Origin of the sequence: Paraburkholderia sp. UCT31 (assembly GCF_014397655.1) — a bacterium.
In the GTDB taxonomy this organism is placed as follows: Bacteria; Pseudomonadota; Gammaproteobacteria; order Burkholderiales; family Burkholderiaceae; genus Paraburkholderia; species Paraburkholderia tuberum.
In genome coordinates, this window is the sequence record NZ_VZQP01000038.1 from 18,203 (window position 1) to 32,088 (window position 13,886).

At 65.7% G+C, this 13,886-nt stretch carries 13 protein-coding genes; 7 read left to right on the plus strand and 6 right to left on the minus strand.

Annotated elements, in window-relative coordinates:
• Nucleotides 1-41 precede the first annotated feature (41 nt).
• From F6X40_RS27680 to F6X40_RS27710, 7 genes are all read left to right on the plus strand, one after another.
• Entirely contained in the window at nt 42-776 is a 735-nt protein-coding gene (locus F6X40_RS27680) for a GNAT family N-acetyltransferase (RefSeq protein ID WP_184030479.1), read from the plus strand.
• 312 nt (nt 777-1,088) lie between these two features.
• Nucleotides 1,089-2,606: an efflux transporter outer membrane subunit gene (locus F6X40_RS27685; RefSeq protein ID WP_187630003.1), complete on the plus strand. Its 1,518-nt coding sequence runs from the start codon at nt 1,089-1,091 to the stop codon at nt 2,604-2,606.
• 53 nt (nt 2,607-2,659) lie between these two features.
• The gene (locus F6X40_RS27690; RefSeq protein WP_187630004.1) at nt 2,660-3,823 is read left to right on the plus strand and encodes an efflux RND transporter periplasmic adaptor subunit; all 1,164 of its coding nucleotides are present in this window, start codon (nt 2,660-2,662) and stop codon (nt 3,821-3,823) included.
• 16 nt (nt 3,824-3,839) lie between these two features.
• A complete protein-coding gene (locus tag F6X40_RS27695) occupies nt 3,840-6,908 on the plus strand; it encodes an efflux RND transporter permease subunit (RefSeq protein WP_222946184.1) in 3,069 nt (1,022 codons plus the stop codon).
• A 140-nt stretch (nt 6,909-7,048) separates the two neighbouring features.
• A complete protein-coding gene (locus F6X40_RS27700; protein WP_187630005.1) occupies nt 7,049-8,017 on the plus strand; it encodes a zinc-binding alcohol dehydrogenase family protein in 969 nt (322 codons plus the stop codon).
• A 124-nt stretch (nt 8,018-8,141) separates the two neighbouring features.
• Entirely contained in the window at nt 8,142-8,729 is a 588-nt protein-coding gene (locus F6X40_RS27705) for a DUF4337 domain-containing protein (RefSeq protein WP_184030515.1), read from the plus strand.
• A gap of 52 nt (nt 8,730-8,781) precedes the next feature.
• Nucleotides 8,782-9,399, plus strand: coding sequence for a LysE family translocator (locus F6X40_RS27710; protein WP_187630006.1), 618 nt, complete (start codon nt 8,782-8,784; stop codon nt 9,397-9,399).
• A 67-nt stretch (nt 9,400-9,466) separates the two neighbouring features.
• Here F6X40_RS27710 and F6X40_RS27715 read toward each other — a convergent pair whose 3' ends face one another.
• From F6X40_RS27715 to F6X40_RS27735, 6 genes are all read right to left on the minus strand, one after another.
• On the minus strand, nt 9,467-10,741 hold the full coding sequence (locus F6X40_RS27715) for an RNA polymerase sigma factor (RefSeq protein ID WP_187630007.1): 1,275 nt from the start codon (nt 10,739-10,741) through the stop codon (nt 9,467-9,469).
• Nucleotides 10,742-10,818: 77 nt separating this feature from the next.
• Nucleotides 10,819-11,232, minus strand: a complete 414-nt coding sequence (locus F6X40_RS27720) for a YciI family protein (protein ID WP_018423912.1) — start codon at nt 11,230-11,232, stop codon at nt 10,819-10,821.
• A 166-nt stretch (nt 11,233-11,398) separates the two neighbouring features.
• Nucleotides 11,399-11,752 (minus strand): YciI family protein, encoded by a 354-nt coding sequence (locus F6X40_RS27725; RefSeq protein ID WP_090807928.1) that lies wholly within the window; start codon nt 11,750-11,752, stop codon nt 11,399-11,401.
• A 279-nt stretch (nt 11,753-12,031) separates the two neighbouring features.
• Nucleotides 12,032-12,154 (minus strand): hypothetical protein, encoded by a 123-nt coding sequence (locus F6X40_RS42650; protein WP_262421564.1) that lies wholly within the window; start codon nt 12,152-12,154, stop codon nt 12,032-12,034.
• Nucleotides 12,151-12,624 (minus strand): hypothetical protein, encoded by a 474-nt coding sequence (locus F6X40_RS27730; RefSeq protein ID WP_184070444.1) that lies wholly within the window; start codon nt 12,622-12,624, stop codon nt 12,151-12,153. Before F6X40_RS27730 ends, F6X40_RS42650 begins: the two co-directional genes overlap by 4 nt.
• A gap of 885 nt (nt 12,625-13,509) precedes the next feature.
• A complete protein-coding gene (locus F6X40_RS27735; protein WP_090807933.1) occupies nt 13,510-13,782 on the minus strand; it encodes a DUF1488 domain-containing protein in 273 nt (90 codons plus the stop codon).
• Nucleotides 13,783-13,886: the final 104 nt, after the last annotated feature.

Sequence of the window (13,886 nt, forward strand, 5' to 3'; positions counted from 1 at the left end):
ACATCCTCCGGCATCGCCCATTCATCGACAGGAAAACACACATGGAACCCACACGTAACGCCTACGGCCAGCCCATCGGCGCGCCCCTGCCCGGCTGGCACGGCGCGCAGCCGCCGGGCCGCGAGCCGCTCGGCGGCCGCTATTGCCGGCTCGAAGCGGTCGACGTCGAGCGGCACGCGGCCGACCTCTTCGACGCGTACGGCTCGGCCACCGACGGCCGCGACTGGACCTATCTGGCGGTCGGCCCGTTCGACAGTCTCGCGGCCTATCGTGAGCGTCTGACGCAGATGGCGGCATCGAAAGATCCGCTGCACTACGCGGTCATCGACCTGGCGACGGGCAAGCCGGTCGGCACGCTCTCGCTGATGCGGATCGATCCGGCCAACGGCGTGATCGAAGTCGGCCACGTCACGTATTCGCCGCGGCTCAAGCGCACGCGCATCGCGACCGATGCGATGTACCTGCTGCTAGGCGAAGTGTTCGACAAGCTCGGTTATCGGCGCTTCGAATGGAAATGCGATTCGCTCAACGAGCCGTCTCGCAAGGCCGCGTTGCGCTATGGATTTACGTTCGAGGGGATCTTCCGGCAGGCGATCGTCTATCGCGAGCGCAATCGCGACACGGCGTGGTTTTCGATCATCGACAGCGAGTGGCCGGCATTGCGCTCGTGCTATGAGCGGTGGCTCGACGCGGGCAATTTCGATGCGCAAGGGCAGCAGGTCGAGCGGCTCGCCGATCTGATCGCGCAGCGCCGAGCGGCGGACGAGGCCCGGTAAAACCAGACGATCGATAACCAGGCAACAGCTCGACCAGTTCGCCAAGCGCGATGCCGAGCCAACCGCGTGCCCGAATCCGTGAAATTGTCGTGAATGCCGCTCCGGGCGTGGCAGACAGCGGTAGCACCGCCTGCCATCATCGCCCTCCTACGTGATCTCGTATCCACCCTCGTCGGCCAGCGAACGCGAGGCCAAGCGCGGTTCGCGCCGTGCATGGTAAATTCCAGCGTCGGCAAGACAACTCCAGGAACGTTCGGGTGACCTGAACATCTTCGTCCGGTCCACCCGCCACTGGCGATACAAGGTAGATCGATGATCGACGTGAGTCAGCGTATTGTCTGGCGGCGCCTCTACGTTGCGCTGTGCAGCTGCGTCGCGCTGGCCGGCTGCATGGTCGGCCCCGACTACCACGCGCCGCCCGCGCCGGCCACCGACACCTTCACCACCACGCCGCTGCCCGACCAGACCGCCTCCGCGCCCGGCCCCGCAGGCCTGCCGCAGCGTTTCGCGCCGGCCCAGGACATTCCCGCCGCATGGTGGACGCTGTTTCATTGCGAGCCGCTCGACGCACTGATCCGCGAGGCGATCGCCAACAGTCCGAACATGGCCGCCGCGCAGGCGGCGTTGCGACAGGCTCGCGAGAATTACATCGCGCAAGCCGGCGGCACCTTGCTGCCGAGCGTCGACGCGCAACTGAGCGCCACGCGCGAAAAGATCAACGGCATCGCGTTCGGCGAGCCCGGCCTCGTCGAGGAATTCAATCTCTACAACGCGTCGGTCAACGTCTCGTACAAGCTGGACGTGTTCGGCGGCGCGCGGCGCGAACTCGAAGCGCTGCATGCGCAGATCGACTATCAGCGCTTCCAGCTGCAGGCCGCCTATCTCACGATATCGGCCAACATCGTGACCGCGGCGGTCAAGGAAGCGTCGGTGCGCGCGCAGATCGACGCGACCGAGCGAATCGCTACCGAGGAAGAGCAGCAGCTGAACGTGCTCGACCAGCAATTCTCGCTCGGCGGCGTGAGCCGCACGGCCGTGCTCGCGCAGGAAACGCTGCTCGCGCAGACCCGCGCGACGCTGCCGCCGCTGCAACAGCAGCTCGATCAGGCGCGCCATCAGCTTGCGGTACTCGCCGGCAAGCTGCCGAGCGATACCTCGGTGCCCGGCTTCACGCTCGACATGTTCTCGCTGCCCGACACGCTGCCCGTGAGCCTGCCGTCGTCGCTGGTGCACCAGCGCCCCGACATCCTTGCCGCCGACGCCACGCTGCATCAGGCGAGCGCGCAGGTCGGCGTCGCGACCGCGGCGATGTATCCGCAGATCACGCTGTCCGCGAGCTACGGCGCCGAAGCGTTGACGCCCGCGCAGGTGCTCAGGGCCGGCAGCACGCTCTGGAGCATCGGCGCGGGCTTGCTGCAACCGGTCTTTCACGGCGGCCAGCTGAGCGCGCAGAAGCGCGCGGCCGAGGCCGCCTACGAGCAGGCCGGCGCGCAATACCGCGAGACGGTGCTGCTCGCGTTCCAGAACGTTGCGGACACGCTGCGCGCGCTCGAACACGACGCAACCGGCCTCAAGGCACAGACCGACGCGTCGCGCGCCGCGAGCGATTCGCTCGAACTGACGCGCGGACAGTATCGCGTCGGCGGTGTCAGCTACCTCGCGCTGCTCGACGCGCAACGCCAGTATCAGCAAACGGTCGTGAGTCTCGCGCAGGCGCAGGCCGCGCGTTACGCCGACACGGCGGCGCTGTTCCAGGCGCTCGGCGGCGGCTGGTGGAATGCCGCCGCGCCCGAGTCCGCGGCCGCGCCGGCCGCCGCAACGCCACATTGACCGTGCCCTGACGCAACCCCAGCCCTCGCCCCAAGCCGAGCAAGGACATCACGATGGCCGAAAGAAAACCGATGACAAAGCGGATGGTGATCATGTTGATCAGCGTCGGCCTGCTGCTCGCCGCGCTGGTCGGCTTCAACCTGTTCCGCGCGCACATGTTCGCGAAGTTCATGGCGGCCAACACCGCGCCGCCCGCCACGGTCTCGGCGGTGGTGGTCCACTATCAGTCGTGGCAGCCGCAGCTCGCGGCGGTCGGCAGCCTGCGCGCGGTGCGCGGCGTAGACGTGACGACCGAAGTCGCCGGCCTCGTGCGCGAGGTCGCGTTCGTGTCGGGGCAGGAAGCGAAAGCCGGACAGATCCTCGTGCGACTCAACGCCGACAGCGACGTCGCGCTGCTGCAATCGCTGCAGGCCGCGGCCCAACTCGCACAGACGGTCTACGAGCGCGACCGCGCGCAGTACGACATCAAGGCGATCGCGAAGGCGCAGCTCGACACCGATGCGGCCGACCTCAAGGGCAAGAAGGCGCAGGTCGCGCAACAGCAGGCGCTCGTCGACAAGAAGACGATTCGCGCGCCATTCGCGGGGCGCCTCGGCATCACGACGATCAATCCGGGGCAATACCTGAATCCCGGCGACGCGATCGTCACGCTGCAAGCCATCGATCCGATCTACGCCGACTTCTCGGTACCGCAACAACAGCTCGGCCAGCTCGCGATCGGCGCGACCGTCAGCGTCGACACCAACGCGTACAGCGGGAAAACCTTCACCGGCAAGATCCAGTCGGTGAGCCCGAAAGTCGACAGCGCGACGCGCAACGTGCAGATCGAGGCGAGCGTCGACAATCGCGAGCGCAAGCTGCTGCCCGGCATGTACGCGAACGTGAAGATCGACTCGGGCGCCGAACAGCGCTACCTGACCCTGCCGCAAACGGCGATCACCTACAACCCGTACGGCGCGACCGTGTTCATCGTGAAGCCCGGCACGCAGCCCGGCACGCAGCCCAACGCGCAGGGCAAGACGCTGCCCGTCGCGCAGCAGGTGTTCGTAACGCCGGGGCCGACGCGCGGCGACCAGGTGGCGATTCTGAAGGGCATCGACGACGGCACGCAGGTCGTGACGAGCGGCCAGATCAAGCTGAAGAACGGCACGCCGCTGATCATCGACAACCGCGTGCAGCCGTCGGACAGTCCGAATCCGACGCCGCAGGAACAATAAGCTAGGCCGCCCGATCATGTTCACGGACATTTTCATTCGCCGGCCGGTACTCGCTTCGGTCGTGAGCCTGCTGATCCTCGTGCTCGGGTTGCGCGCGCTCGCGGTGCTGAAGGTCAGCCAGTATCCGCAGACCGAGAACGCGGTCGTCACGATCACGACGGCCTACTATGGCGCGAACTCGGACACCATCGCCGGCTTCATCACGCAGCCGCTCGAAGCGGCGATCGCGCAGGCACAGGGCATCGACTACATGTCGTCGACGAGCATCACGGGCGTGTCGACGATCATCGCAACGCTGCGTCTGAACTACGATGCGAACCGCGCGCTGACCGAGATCAACACGCAGATCGGCTCGGTGCGCAACCAGTTGCCGCCGCAGGCGCAGCAGCCGGTGCTGACGGTGCAGACCGGGCAGACCACCGACGCGATGTACATGGGCTTCTACAGCAGCGTGCTGCCAAGCAACAACGTCACCGATTACCTGCTGCGCGTGGTCAAGCCCAAGCTCGATTCGATCCAGGGCGTGCAGACTGCCGAAGTGCTCGGCGGGCGGCAGTTCGCGATGCGAGCGTGGCTCGACTCGGCGCGGCTCGCCGCGCACGGCGTGAGCGCGAGTGACGTGTACACCGCGCTCGGCAACAACAACTATCTCGCCACGCTCGGCACGACGAAGGGGCAAATGGTCAGCGTCGACCTGGAAGCGGGCACGGACCTGCATACCGTCGACGACTTCAAGCAGCTCGTCGTCAAGCAGAAGAACGGCTCGATCGTGCGCCTCGAGGATGTCGCGAACGTCGTGCTCGGCGCCGACAGCTACGACTTCAACGTCGCGTTCAGCGGCAAGCGGTCGGTGTTCATCGGCATCAAGGTCGCGCCGGACGCGAACATTCTCGACGTCGCCAAGCGCGTGAAAACCGTGTTTCCAGATCTGCAGAAGCAGTTTCCGACCGGCATGACGGGCGACATCGTTTATGACGCGACCGACTTCGTCAACACCGCGATCAGGGAAGTGATCAAAACGCTCGTCGAAGCGCTCGTGATCGTCACCATCGTGATCTTCCTGTTTCTCGGCAGCTTGCGCGCGGTGATCGTGCCGTTGATCGCGATGCCGCTGTCGCTGATCGGCACGTTCTTCGTGATGCAGGTGCTCGGCTATTCGATCAATCTGCTCACGCTGCTCGCACTCGTGCTCGCGATCGGGCTCGTCGTGGACGACGCGATCATCGTCGTCGAGAACGTCGACCGGCACATGAAGCACGAAGGCAGGACACCGTTCGACGCCGCGCTGATCGCCGCTCGCGAACTGGGCGGCCCGATCGTCGCGATGACCGTCGTGCTGATCGCCGTGTACGCGCCGATCGGCTTCCAGGGCGGGCTGACGGGCGCGCTCTTCACCGAATTCGCGTTCACGCTCGCGGGCGCGGTGACGGTATCGGGCGTAATCGCGCTCACGTTGTCGCCGATGATGTGCTCGCGCTTCTTCCGTGCCGCGCAGGAGTCGGGCCGCTTCGCGCGTTTCGTCGACCGCCAGTTCGAGCGCGTGCATCGCGGCTACGGCCGCCTGTTGCATGCGACGATCGACACCTGGCCCGTGTTCGTGATCATGGGCGCGCTACTGCTGTGCGGCACGGTGTATCTGTTCATGACCTCGAAGGCGGAACTCGCGCCGCAGGAAGACCAGGGCATCGTGCTCTCGCAGATCATCGGGCCGCCCAACGCGACGATCCAGCAGATGCAGACCTACGCGGACCAGGTGTTCGATGCTTCGAAGACACTGCCCGAATATTCGCAGATGTTCCAGCTCACGGGCTCGCCGACTGTCAACCGGGGCATCGGCGGCGTGCTGTTCAAGACCTGGGATCAGCGCGGCAAGAACGCGACCGTGCTGCAGCAGGAGTTGCAGCAGAAGTGGAATCAGATCGCGGGCGCGCGCGTCGCGGCGTTCCAGTTTCCGCCGCTGCCGGGCGCGCAGGGCTTGCCGGTGCAGTTCGTGATCAGCACGACCGAGCCGTTCGAAAACCTCAACGAGGTGTCGCAAGCAGTGCTGGAAAAAGCGCGCGCGAGCGGCATGTTCTTCTTCGTCGATAACGACCTGAAAATCGACAAGCCGGAAGTGACGCTCGTCGTCGATCGCGACAAGGTGGCCTCGCTCGGGCTGTCGCAGAGCGACGTCGGACAGGCGCTCGGGTCGGCGCTGGGCGGCGGCTACGTCAACTACTTCTCGATTGCGGGACGCTCGTACAAGGTGATTCCGCAGGTGTTGCAGATCGACCGGCTCAATCCGTCGCAAGTGCTCGACTACTATCTGCGCACCCCGGACGGCAACGTGATTCCGGCGTCGACGATCGCGCATCTGCGGCACAGCGTCGTGCCCGAATCGATCAACCACTTCCAGCAGTTGAACTCGGCGACGATCTCCGGCGTGATCGTGCCGGGCGTGTCGCAAGGCCAGGTGCTCGACTTTCTGCGCAAGGCGACCGCGCAGGTCGCGCCGGCCGGCTATTCAGCCGATTACTCGGGAGAGTCGCGCCAGTTCGTGCAGGAGTCGGGCGGCTTCGTCATCACACTGCTGCTCGCGACGATCATCGTGTTCCTCGCGCTCGCGGCGCAATTTGAAAGTTTCCGCGATCCGATCGTGATCCTGATCTCTGTGCCGATGGCGCTGTTCGGCGCGCTGATCTTCATCAACATCGGCCTGACGACGCTGAATATCTACACGCAGGTCGGCCTCGTCACGCTGATGGGGCTCGTCAGCAAGCACGGCATTCTGATCGTGCAGTTCGCCAACGAACTGCAGCGCGCAGGTCGCGCGAAGCGCGAAGCGATCGAGGAAGCGGCGGGCGTGCGGCTGCGCCCGATCCTGATGACGACCGCGGCGATGGTGCTCGGTGTGGTGCCGCTCGTGATCGCGTCGGGCGCGGGCGCGGCGGGCCGCAACGCAATGGGGCTCGTGATCTTCACCGGGATGTCGATCGGCACGCTGTTCACGTTGTTCGTCGTGCCGGCGATGTACATGTTTCTGGCCGCCGAACACCAGCGGCATGCTCAGGCGCCGAAGGCCGACGAGGCGGGTCAGGCGGGTTAGAGCCTGGGTGATCGCGTACCCGGCGCGCGGGTTGTTGTCCGAAATCTGAAAGCCGTCGTCCTGATGCCTTTACTCGCATCACTTAGACTACGGTGCATTCGCTGCGCAACGCGGCGCAAGACCAACCGGAGCCACGCACGATGAAAGCGATTCAGTTCAAATCTTTTGGCAGCCCCGAAGTGCTCGAATACGTCGATCTGCCGACGCCGCAGGCCGACGCGGAGCATGCGGTCGTGCGGGTCATGGCGGCCTCGGTCAATCCGAGCGACGTGAAGAACGTGTCCGGCCATTTCGAACATACGGTGCTGCCGCGCACGCCGGGGCGCGACTTCAGCGGCGTGGTGGTGGACGGCCCGGCCGCGTGGCTCGACGCTGAGGTGTGGGGGACCGGCGGCGACATCGGCTTCACGCGCGACGGCACGCACGCCGAGTACCTCAGCATTCCGGTCGCGGCGCTGTCGCGCAAGCCCGTGGCGTTGAGCCACGTCGAGGCGGCGGCGATCGGCGTGAACTTCGTGGTCGCGTGGCTCGGCAGCGTCGAATACGCGAAGTTGCAGGCCGGCGAGACCATTGCCGTGCTTGGCGCGGGCGGCGGTGTCGGTGGCGCGGTCGTGCAGATCGCGAAAGCACGCGGCGCGCGCGTGATCGCCGTCGACCGCCGGCCGCTCGATCCCGCCACGCCCGCGGGCCGCCTGATCGACGCCTACGTGGCGTTCGACGAACACGCGGCCGCACGCGTGCGCGAGTTGACCGGAGGCGCGGGCGCGGAAGTCGTGTACGACACGGTAGGCGGTGTCGCGTTCGAGACCGCGCTGAGTCTCGCGAAGCGGCGCGGCCGCGTGCTCGAAATCAGCGGGACCGGCAAGCGCCGCGTCGAGTTCGACCTGATCGACTTCTATCACAACGAGACGCAATTGCTCGGCGTCGACAGCGCGAAGCTCGGCGTCGCGGAATCGGCGCCGCTGATGACGGCGCTCGTCGACGGCTTCGACAACGGCAAGCTGAGCGGCCCGGCGATCGCGCAGGAATTCCCGCTCGCCCGCGCGCGCGAAGCCTACGAGGCGGTCGCCGCCGGCACGCGCGGGCGCGTCGTGATTCGCATGCAATAACCGTCCCTCTGACACAGTGCATTGAAGCTGCGGCCTCCGGGCGTCGGCGACACGCTAAGATTGAGGCCGCCGGGCGCCCGCCCCGTCCGGCGAGAACGACAAAAGCATTGCCTCGGAGAATCTGATGTCTGAAGAATATGAAGTGCACGGTCCGCACGATCATGCCGTCGAACACGCCGGCCACGCCGCGCATCACGACGCCGATCCGTTCGCGAGCCGCATGGCCGTGATGACCGCGATCCTCGCGACGATCGGCGCGCTGTGCGCGTACCAGAGCGGCAACGCCGAAAACCTCGCGCTGTTCTTCAAGAACGAAGCCGCGATCAAGAAGACCGAAGCGTCGAACCAGTGGAGCTACTACCAGGCGAAGGGCGAAAAGGAAAACCTCGCGGAACTCGGCGCGGCGCTGTCGGCGCCCAATAGCGACGCGCACGCGAAGTTCGTCGCCGACGTCGAGAAATACAAGCAGCAGAAGGAGCCGATCCGCGCGAACGCAGAAGCGATCGAAAAACAGGTCGTCGCCGCCGATACGCGCAGCGAAACGCTGTTGCACGGCCATCATCGCTGGGCTCAGGCGACGCTGCTGATTCAGGTCGCGATTGCGCTGTGCGCGATCACGCTGCTCACGCGCAAGAACTGGCTGCGCAATCTGTCGTACCTCGTCGCGGGAGTGGGCGTCTTGACCGCGGGCGCGGCGTTTTTCGGGCTATGAGCGGGATGCTCGCGTTACCTTTCACCCAGAGCTTTGCAATCGGGAGTGGGTCGTGATCGATGGGTCCGCCGTGGTCGGCGTGTTTTCCGTGTATATCGCGGGTGTGGTGAGTCCGGGCCCGAACTTCGTCGCGGTCGCGCACAAGGCGGCTTCGGCGACGCGCATCGAAGCGCTCGCGATGGTCGCCGGCATCGTGCTCGTCAATCTGTTCTGGGCCAGCTGCGCGATTCTTGGCGTCGGCATCGTGTTCGCCGCGTTCCCGTGGCTCGCGCTCGTGGTCAGGATCGTGGGCGCGTGTTACCTGCTGTGGTTCGGCGGGCGGCTGATCTTCAATGCCTCGGCGGCGCGGCAAGCGGTGCTCGTCAAGGCACCGGCGGGCGGCTTCAGGCAGGCGTTCGCGCAGGGCTTCGCGACCAACATCGCGAATCCGAAGTCGATGGCGTTTTTTGCCGCGGTGTTTTCGTCGGCGGCGCCAGCGCATGTGAGTACCGGCACGTTCGCCGCGATGCTCGGCATGGTGTTCGTCGTCGCGAGCAGTTGGTATGGGTTCGTCGCGCTGACGCTGTCGCATCAGCGCATCGCGTCGGCTTATCGGCGCGGCAAGATGTGGGTGGATCGTGTGTGCGGCGGCTTGATCGTTGCGTTGGGGGTGCGGCAGCTGATTCGTTGAGGCGGCACTGACGTGTGCGTGAGCACTAATGTGCCAGCACCAATGTGCCAGCACGAATGTGCCAGCCTCAATCCGCGAGCCCGCGCGCACGCTCCAGCAACAACTCGCGCTCGCGCGTATTGCGCGTCATCGCCGCGGCGCGCTCGAACTCCACGCGGGCTTCATCGACGCGTCCAAGCTTGACCAGCAGATCGCCGCGCACGCTCGGCAGCCAGTGATAATTCGCGAGCGCCGAACCGGCGGCGAGCGCATCGACGATCTCGAGTCCGGCCGCCGGCCCGAACGCCATCCCCACCGCGACCGCGCGATTCAACTCCACTACCGGCGACGGCGCGACCTGCGCCAGCGCATCGTAGAGCGCGACGATCTGCGCCCAGTCGGTGTCCTCGGCGCGGCGCGCTCGCGCATGGCACGCGGCGAGCGCCGCCTGCAACGCATACGGCCCGCTCTCGCCGCCGAACGCATGCGCGTTGTCCAGCGCCGCGAAGCCGCGGCGAATCAGCAGCGGGTCCCAGCGGCTGCGATCCTGATCGAGCAGCAGTACCGGACGCCCCTGGGCGTCGGTGCGCGCGTGCGTACGCGACGCCTGAATCTCCATCAGCGCAACAAGACCGTGGACCTCGCTCTCGTCGGCTACGAGTCCGCTCAACACGCGCCCAAGCCGCAACGCCTCCTCGCATAGCGTCGGGCGCATCCAGTCGTCGCCGGCCGTGGCCGCATAACCTTCGTTGAAAATCAGGTAGATCACCTGCAGCACCGACGCGAGCCGCCCCGCGCGCGCGTCCGCCTGCGGCACCTCGAACGGCACGCGCGCCGCCGACAGCGTGCGTTTCGCACGCACGATCCGCTGCGCGATGGTCGGCTCCGGCACGAGAAACGCGCGCGCGATTTCGTCGGTGGTGAGGCCGCCGAGCAGGCGCAGCGTCAGCGCGACGCGCGCATCGGTCGACAGCAGCGGATGGCACGCGGTGAAGATGAGCCGCAGCAGATCGTCGCCGATGTCGTCGGCGCGCGCGGCGTCGAGCGCATCGACGAAATCGGGCACCACGTGCGCTTCGATCGCGTCGAGATCGTGGCCGAGCTCCTCGCGCTTGCGCGCATGCAGCGCTTCCTGACGCAGGCGATCGAGCGCGCGGTTCTTCGCGGCCGTCATCAGCCACGCTCCGGGGTTGTCGGGCACGCCCGCGTCCGGCCAATGCTCGAGCGCGGCCACCAGCGCATCCTGCGCGAGTTCCTCGGCGAGTCCCACGTCGCGCACGATCCGCGCGACGTGAGCGATGACCTTCGCGGATTCGATCCGCCAGACAGCGTCGATCGCACGATGGGTGGCCTGTATCGTCACGGCGTCAGCCTTCACCTGCTGCCGGCGGTTGCGCGTTCAGGACCATGTATGCGGGCTCCCAGACGTAGTCCATCAAATCAGCGGCGATCTTCTTCGAGCTTGTGAAAGCGCTCGACTTCCGGCCCCGGCTCGAAGTCGTCGAGTTCGAACAGCTGCCGCACTTCGATTTCGCCATCGGCGTGCTCACCGAACGGCGCCGGAAAACGCCGCGCCCATTCCATCGCCTCGTCGCGCGAGCGCACCTGGATCAACGTGTAGCCCGCGATCAGCTCCTTGGTCTCCACGAACGGCCCGTCTACGATGCTCCGTTTGCCGCCGCTATAGCGCACGCGCCAGCCTTTCGAGCTCGGCTGCAGGCCCGTCGCGTCGAGCAGCACGCCGGCCTTCGCGAGTTCTTCGTGGTAGGCGCCCATGGCGGCGATCAGCGACGGTTCGGGCATCTCGCCGGCTTCGCTCGCGGCCGTGGCTTTGACGATGATCATGAATCGCATGTCGTTGCTCCTTGTTGTTAGTGGTTCGTCGTGAGTGGATTCTGGCGGGGCCACGCCGGCTCGCCCCTTACTCATACGACGCGCGATGCACGGTCCGATCGACACGCGCGGCGGTCCCCACATCCCAGGGAAAACACCGAAGCTGGTGAAGTGGAGTCACGCGTGCCTAGATGAAGCACGGTCCGAGCTTGCGCACCTCGACCGTGCACCACGACGCCGCCGGGCAGGTTTGCGCGATCGCCACGGCCTCTTCACGGCTGTCGCAGTTCAACAGAAAGAAGCCGCCGATCATCTCCTTCGCCTCGGCGAACGGCCCGTCGACGAGCTTCGATTGGCCATGGCGGACCTGCACGCGCACGGCGTCCTTCTGCGAAGTCAGTGACTCGACCGCGAGCAGCTTGCCGCGCGCTTTCAGGTTCTCGGAGAAACGCACCATCTGGTCGTAGAGGTCGCGGCCCGCGGCTTCGGCGCGCTCCTCGCGTTGGTCCGTGGGTTCGACGATCAGCAGCATGTAGGACATCATGTCTCCGATAGGGCTCGGTTGTATGCGCGAGTCGGCATCGCAACGACGCCAGCGACGCCTCGCCTCGGCGGTATGCAGGAGGTACGCAAGCAGGTAGGCGGCAAGCAGGCGCAGCCAGTCTAGCAAGCGGGAATCGCAGCGGCAAACGCGCCCGGCGGGACTTCTACGGACACTCGTAACAAGCCGCGCCACGCGCACCGGCCGGCCTCGCGCGACACGTCGAAGCCGCTTTCAATGTGTCCGTAATCCATTTACGTCCGCGCTGAAACGGTCGTATCAGCCGTTCGACGAACGCAGCGCAGCGGGCAGCCACTCGCCCGGGCTCGCCGATAGCGCATTGAGCGCAGCGCCGGTGACCCGCGACGCTTTCGAAATGCGCGCCTGATGCGTGCCGCTCAAACCGCCGCTTCCGCCAGCGCCCGCAGTCGCGCGGAACGCATCAAACCTTCGATCATTTTCGCCTCCGCGCTCGCCAGCTCGCTCAGCGACGCCGCCGACAACTGTCCGTCGAAAATCGCTAGCGCCGCGCACAGACTTGCGTAGTCGTCGTCTTCGAGCGACCAGCGGCCAGTCTGGCGCTCGCGCACATCGAGCCGCACCATCGCCGCATGCGCGCTTTCGATGTCGGCGCGTGCGGCGGCGCCCCGTCCGGCATGCACAAGTTCCTGCGACACCAGCAAATGCCGGCTCAGCGTCGTGTGCAGAATGCGCGCGCCGTGGCCGCGGCGGAATGCATCGAGCGCGGCGTAGGCCTGCAACAGCGTGGTCTGCGTGACCGGCGCGTGCGCGGTGCGGCTCTGGGTCAGAGAACGCAACAACGGGGACATGGCCGTGCGGCCGGGCTTGTGAACTCGCGACTTGCTGGACATCGATTCAACCTCCTTCTTTCGGCAGCGCGCCCGGACTTCGGCACGCGACGGCGGCAAACGCCGCGCTCAAACGTCCGACGTATTTCGCGCCCAACAGTTCACCCCATGCGCACGCCATGCGACGCGCCCGTTCTTCGAACGTATCGAAGAACGCAATGTCCGCATATCGGTTCGAAGCCGCCAGAAACAAGAATCCCGCTTCGTTGCGACGAAAAAAAGCCCTGTTCCGCGAGGAACAGGGCTGACAGGATGGAACGGCCGAGCAGGCGCGTGGATGCCTGCCAACCTATAACCACCTAACCTGCAAAGCTATTGCTTACGTGTACTGCACCGGCAATTTCTACCGCTCGACAGGAAGCTTCAAACTGCCGATTCAAACTACCACTTCAATTGCGACTGCATGTGGGCCGGTCCTCGCTATCTGCTACTTCTGGCCGCTACCCCTGTTGCTTCGCGCTCGTGCTCGAGGCATTGCGCGCTTGTATTGCGTCAACTGCGGACTGCAAACTGCCAGATACGCACTGCGAACTGCGAACTGCAGACTACTCTCAACGGTACGGTTCAAATCCGACACGAGGGGAAGATCGCATCGATGGAGGTCGGTGATTCCTCGCTCCATGGAAAAGAGTGTATGCGCGCACGCGCGAAAGCAATTCAGCGAACCGAAGCGCTTTGGTGGGTTAATTTGGCGAATCGATGTAACAGCGGCCCCACGGAGCGCTCGATGTGAAATCAGCGATTGCACCGAAACGGTGCTGCGAAAGCCTGAGAGAAAAAACGCGAAGTGCGAAGCCGGCCGCATTCAGGCCGAGCGGAGCCGGTGCTGTCGCGCCGGCGTCATCGCGTGTGCAGCTTCGAGCGATGACGCGCGCCACGCCACGCACGTCAACCGCGTGTGGAGAAATCGTCGATCGTCAGCAAGACCTTCTCACCGGGACGCGCAAGCATTTTTCGTTCGGCGATCGCCGTAATACGTTTGCGCCCATCCGCGAACGTCTTCAGAACGCGCGCCTCACCCGCGCCGCGTTGCAGCCAGAAGTGCTGCTCGAGCGCCTCGCGCGTGACCGCGCATTCAAGGTCTCGTCCCTGCGACGAAAGCTGGAAAATCACCGCGCGTCCATCTGCCGAGACGCTGGGTACCACCTCGATCATCGTCATAGCCCACCTCGCAACGTTGATTACGACGTTCGCCGCATAACGCGAACGTCCCCGGATAAGCGCGGCCGCGATGGGTCGACGACCGTGCCCGCGAAAAGCGAATC

Coding starts and splice junctions, on each gene's coding strand:
- F6X40_RS27680 (WP_184030479.1), top strand. CDS start 42: ATGGAACCCACACGTAACGCCTACGGCCAGCCCATCGGCGCGCCCCTG.
- F6X40_RS27685 (WP_187630003.1), top strand. CDS start 1,089: ATGATCGACGTGAGTCAGCGTATTGTCTGGCGGCGCCTCTACGTTGCG.
- F6X40_RS27690 (WP_187630004.1), top strand. CDS start 2,660: ATGGCCGAAAGAAAACCGATGACAAAGCGGATGGTGATCATGTTGATC.
- F6X40_RS27695 (WP_222946184.1), top strand. CDS start 3,840: ATGTTCACGGACATTTTCATTCGCCGGCCGGTACTCGCTTCGGTCGTG.
- F6X40_RS27700 (WP_187630005.1), top strand. CDS start 7,049: ATGAAAGCGATTCAGTTCAAATCTTTTGGCAGCCCCGAAGTGCTCGAA.
- F6X40_RS27705 (WP_184030515.1), top strand. CDS start 8,142: ATGTCTGAAGAATATGAAGTGCACGGTCCGCACGATCATGCCGTCGAA.
- F6X40_RS27720 (WP_018423912.1), bottom strand. CDS start 11,232: ATGCGATTCATGATCATCGTCAAAGCCACGGCCGCGAGCGAAGCCGGC.
- F6X40_RS27725 (WP_090807928.1), bottom strand. CDS start 11,752: ATGTCCTACATGCTGCTGATCGTCGAACCCACGGACCAACGCGAGGAG.
- F6X40_RS27730 (WP_184070444.1), bottom strand. CDS start 12,624: ATGTCCAGCAAGTCGCGAGTTCACAAGCCCGGCCGCACGGCCATGTCC.
- F6X40_RS27735 (WP_090807933.1), bottom strand. CDS start 13,782: ATGACGATGATCGAGGTGGTACCCAGCGTCTCGGCAGATGGACGCGCG.